Here is a 4147-nt window from a genome sequence, read left to right on the forward strand (position 1 = left end):
GTTCAAGCGGGCCAAGCGGCAGCTCAAGCGGCTGCGCACCATGCTGGGCGCGGTGATCCGCAACATCACCCGCAAGATTGCCGGGCGGCCGGAACTTATGGCGCCCTTCGGTCTGCCGCTGTCGCTGGCCCGCCGCGTCGGGGACCAGCGCCAGCGTGAACGCGGCAGGAAGGTCTACTCCCTGCATGCTCCCGACTTCGAATGCATCGGCAAGGGCAAGGCCCGCAAGGCCCTATGAATTCGGCGCCAAGCTCTCGGCAACACGGCTTCGCCTCACATAGCCATCTATTGGCAACGAATTCGTCCCTGCTGCTGGTCCCACAGCATCGGAGCACTCCCGCCCTGCAGCAGCGTCGAACGTCCCATTGACAGTCCGCGCGCCAATCCAGCAGCCGAGCCAATGAAAAAACCACCGCCGGCCCACGTCAACTGCTCCCATTTCGCTGTCTGCCCGACGGTTGCGGCTGAGCTGACGGCGTTAGCCGGCGGCCCATATCGGGGGCTAGCGACTCGAACTTTTCGCGCAGCTCCTCCGTCAGCGCTCTTGCGTCGGCGTCACTGTCAACCACGCGGGGGTTGAGCAATATCAAGAGCTCAGTCCGTTCCTTGCCGTATTCCGTGCTGCGAAACAGTTCCCCTAAAAGCGGAATGTCCTTCAGGACAGGGACCCCAGAATTGGCTTGGTTGGTGCTATCTTGCATTAATCCGCCGATTGCGATCGTGTCGCCGTTTCGGGTTAATACGGTACTCTGGAGGCGGCGCACCGAGATCACCGGGGATTGAACATTGGTAAGCGTGTTCCTGTTGCCGGTGCTGACCTCCTGAAACGTGTCGAGTGTTATACTACCACCGGCACCGATTCTGGGCGTAACAGCCAAGATCACCCCTGTGTCGCGCATCTCGACGTCGCTCACGATCGGTGAGTTCTCGCTTGCGGTGGATTGCGATGATCGAACGAGGATCGGGACCTGATCGCCCACCTGGATCGTGGCGGTTTGATTGTCGACCGCAAGAATGCGCGGCGCGGAGACAACCTTGACCTCCCCAAGCGCGCTTAACCCATGCAACACAATGTTGACGTCCGTGTTGGGAAAGACATACGACAAACCATCTCGAGCTGCGCCCAAGCTCTTCGTGGAGAGAAGATAGTCCACGCCGTAGCGCAGACCATTATTCAGGCGCACCTCGGCAACAATGGCTTGGATGAGAACCTGCCGAGGCTTGACGTCGAGTTGACGGATCGCGGCCTCAACGATCTTGTAGTCGTGCGGTGCTGCAAGTACTACGAGCGCGTTCTGTCCGGGGTCCGCCTGGATCCGCACCGGCGCCGAGAGGCCAAGACGGTTCGCTGACATCACCATTTCGCCCATCGGATGCGTTCTCGAGACGGTCGCATCTGGCATTTCGGCCGGCAGACCTGGCGCATTGACTGGCAGGCTAGCTTGATTGGATACGCCGCTTCCCAGCGATAGGTTGCCGAACATTCCCGCGGGCTGTGCAGGCGGGACAGCACTGGGCGCCTCAGCGACAAACGTTTGCGCCAGCACATGCGCCGCTTCCGAAGCCCGCCGGTAGAGCAGTGGACGCACGTGAATGTTTGCCGTCGCCTCCGAGGCACTATCCAGTTTAGCGATCGCCTGGCGGACTTGCTTGAGAGCTGCAGGATCTTCTGCCACAACAAGGATACCATTCAGTCGCTCTAGCGCCGCAAATTGGACAAGCCCTCTCTCTTGGCCATTTTGCGTAAACAACAAACTGAGTTCTCGCTCAATTTCGGCCGGGCTCGCTTGAAATAGCGGATACACCGCGAATGACTTGTGAAGCATGACGTCGGTATCAAAGAGGTAGACCAGTTCCCGCACAGAACTCAGTGATCCGGGAGGGCCACTGACAACAATTCCTCTTCCTCCGGGCGCTAGCGTGAGATGCACACCCTCCTGCAGGTTCGGTCGGATTACCCCGATGACCTCAGTCGGATCAACATACCGCACCGGAATAATTTGAAAGCCGCTCTGGATGCCGCCCGCGAGGTCAGCCAAGCGACCCACCCGCACTCCTTGTTCACCCGCAGCCAGTCCATAGCCGTGCGGCGCAAGGGCTTTGTCCAGAAGCCTCGGCACCTCACTCACGGGCACCTGACCGGCTGTCTGAAGGGTCATTTTCCCTCCAACGCCAGGATCGATCACAACGGCCATGCTCATGATATCACCTACGATATCGTGCACCACCTGGCGAATGTCGGCATTCGCATAGTCAAGGCTCACCCGCCTGCTATCCGACACCACCGGCAGCTTCCGCTCCCCTGTGATTGCCACTGGCTGGGCTTGCCTCTGCCCAAGCACTTCAAAGCCGTTAGTCTGCGGTCCGCGACGTTCTCGCACAGACGCGCGGTCAGGCGGGACGAAAAACGGCCTATTCAGCAAAACCCCGCGCTCGGCAATCGCACCACTGCCGTTGCACCCCCATAAAGGTAACAGCAACCAGAGGAGACAAAGTAATTTAGTAGTTCTGCCTGCAAGAGCCAGCTGCTCATCCTTTAGGTGACTAGCTACAAATGCCGCTAGATTCCCGGGCAAGGAGCCTCGGCCTTGCATCCGCTCTTTACCTGATATTGGCGAGGATGTTCTCTTTGGCTTTGCCAGCTTTGGCCAACAAATTGGTCGCGAGCTCAAGACAATTCTTTACCTTGTCCATCAAGGACTGCAGGCGAATCAAATCCATCTGCGACTCGCTATTTACGGTATCGATGCGCGCTTTGAGATTGGCGATGGCAGCATCGAACTCCGACTGAATGCCGGCGGTATCGTTTCCGAGCTGCTCGATAGGGATGCCGTTCTCGAGCATCCACTGATGGACCTCGTGGGTCTTGCCCTGCCCGTCCACAAATGTGCCATACTGTATGATTGCCTTGTCGTTAGGCGGCCGGTTGGCGCGTATCGCGGCCAGAGCGGAGTTAGCATCTGTCAGCCAATCGGTTCGCTTCCGCATCTCGTCGAATTCGTCTCTAACTTGATCCTCGAGACAATAAGAGGCTGTTCCAAAAAGAGGTGAGTGATTTCAGCGGGTTGTGATTCTGTCGGATTGCTGAGATTCGACGGAGATCATGATGCCCTGGACCGAAACCACTCGCCCCCAGTATGAACGGCGCTGCCCGCGCTACGCAAGCGACCTGACGGATGCGGAGTGGGCGCTGATCGAGCCGCTGATGCCGGCAGCGAACCGGATTGGGCGGCCCCGCAAGACGGACCTGCGCGAGGTTGTGAACGCGCTGCTTTACATGGCTTCGTCGGGCAGAGCATGGCGGCTTTTGCCGAAGGACTTCCCACCGTTCTCGACGGTGCAAGAAGTACTTCTGGCGCTGGCGGGACGGAGGATTGCTGCGCGCCATCAACAATGAACTCGTCATGGCGGCGCGCGAACGGGAAGGCCGGGCGGCAAGCCCGTCCGCCGGCGTCATCGACAGATGGGGTATTCGGCTTGAGCCTCATCGTTTGGCGGTGATGCCATCAAGGTGCTGCGCTTCGAGCTGATGATAAAACGTGGTCGGTTCCCTGGAACAGCCACAAGCCATCAGGAAGGAGAAGCGCAGCATGAAACATTATGCAGGATTGGACGTCTCGGTGAAAGAGACCGCAATTTGCATCGTCAACGAAACGGGCGGCCGCGAGGTGAAAGTGCCGACTCATCCTAAGGATATTGCGTGGGTGCAAGGATCCCGCCTCGCGGTTGGAACGTGTCGGGCTTGAAGCCGGACCTTTGTCGCAATGGCTGTTCGAGGGGCTTGCCAAAGCCGGCTTGCCAGTGGTTTGCATTGAGACGCGTCACGTCAACGCATTCCTGAAGGCGCAGCCGAACAAGACCGACCGCAATGATGCGCGCGGGATCGCGCAGATGATGCGGGTCAATCTGCTCCGCCCGGTGCATGTCAAGACCCTGACGAGCCAGAAGCGCCGGGCGCTGCTGACGGCGCGCAAGCTCTTAAAGGACAAGGCGATTGCCATCGAGAATGACATCCGCGGGCTTTTGCGCAACTTCGGTCTCCAGGTTGGCAAGGTCGGTGCGGTCAAGTTTGAGGAGCGGATCCGCGAGCTCACCGAAGGCATGCCCGATCTGGCCGAGATCGTCGAACCGTTGCTCGACGCGCGCC

2 protein-coding genes and 3 pseudogenes are annotated in these 4147 nt (G+C 59.2%); 3 read left to right on the top strand and 2 right to left on the bottom strand.

Annotated features, from left to right (window positions below; all coding sequences use genetic code 11):
• Positions 1-257, top strand: a pseudogene (locus tag EOA24_RS29340) (IS5/IS1182 family transposase); the annotation flags it as partial.
• A gap of 168 nt (positions 258-425) precedes the next feature.
• Here the strand turns inward: EOA24_RS29340 and EOA24_RS29345 are convergent.
• Together EOA24_RS29345 and EOA24_RS29350 are read right to left on the bottom strand one after the other, a co-directional pair.
• A complete protein-coding gene (locus EOA24_RS29345; protein WP_189354320.1) occupies positions 426-2264 on the bottom strand; it encodes a secretin N-terminal domain-containing protein in 1839 nt (612 codons plus the stop codon).
• A 337-nt stretch (positions 2265-2601) separates the two neighbouring features.
• The gene (locus EOA24_RS29350) at positions 2602-2988 is read right to left on the bottom strand and encodes a hypothetical protein (RefSeq protein WP_127410351.1); all 387 of its coding nucleotides are present in this window, start codon (positions 2986-2988) and stop codon (positions 2602-2604) included.
• Positions 2989-3106: 118 nt separating this feature from the next.
• On the opposite strand from EOA24_RS29350, the pseudogene EOA24_RS29355 reads away from it, so the two are divergent.
• Both EOA24_RS29355 and EOA24_RS29360 read left to right on the top strand, forming a co-directional pair.
• Positions 3107-3461 (top strand): annotated as a pseudogene (locus EOA24_RS29355) (transposase); the annotation flags it as partial.
• Positions 3462-3590: 129 nt separating this feature from the next.
• Positions 3591-4147: pseudogene (locus EOA24_RS29360) on the top strand (transposase); the annotation flags it as partial.

It is taken from the genome of Mesorhizobium sp. M2A.F.Ca.ET.039.01.1.1, from assembly GCF_003998035.1.
GTDB lineage: Bacteria > Pseudomonadota > Alphaproteobacteria > Rhizobiales > Rhizobiaceae > Mesorhizobium.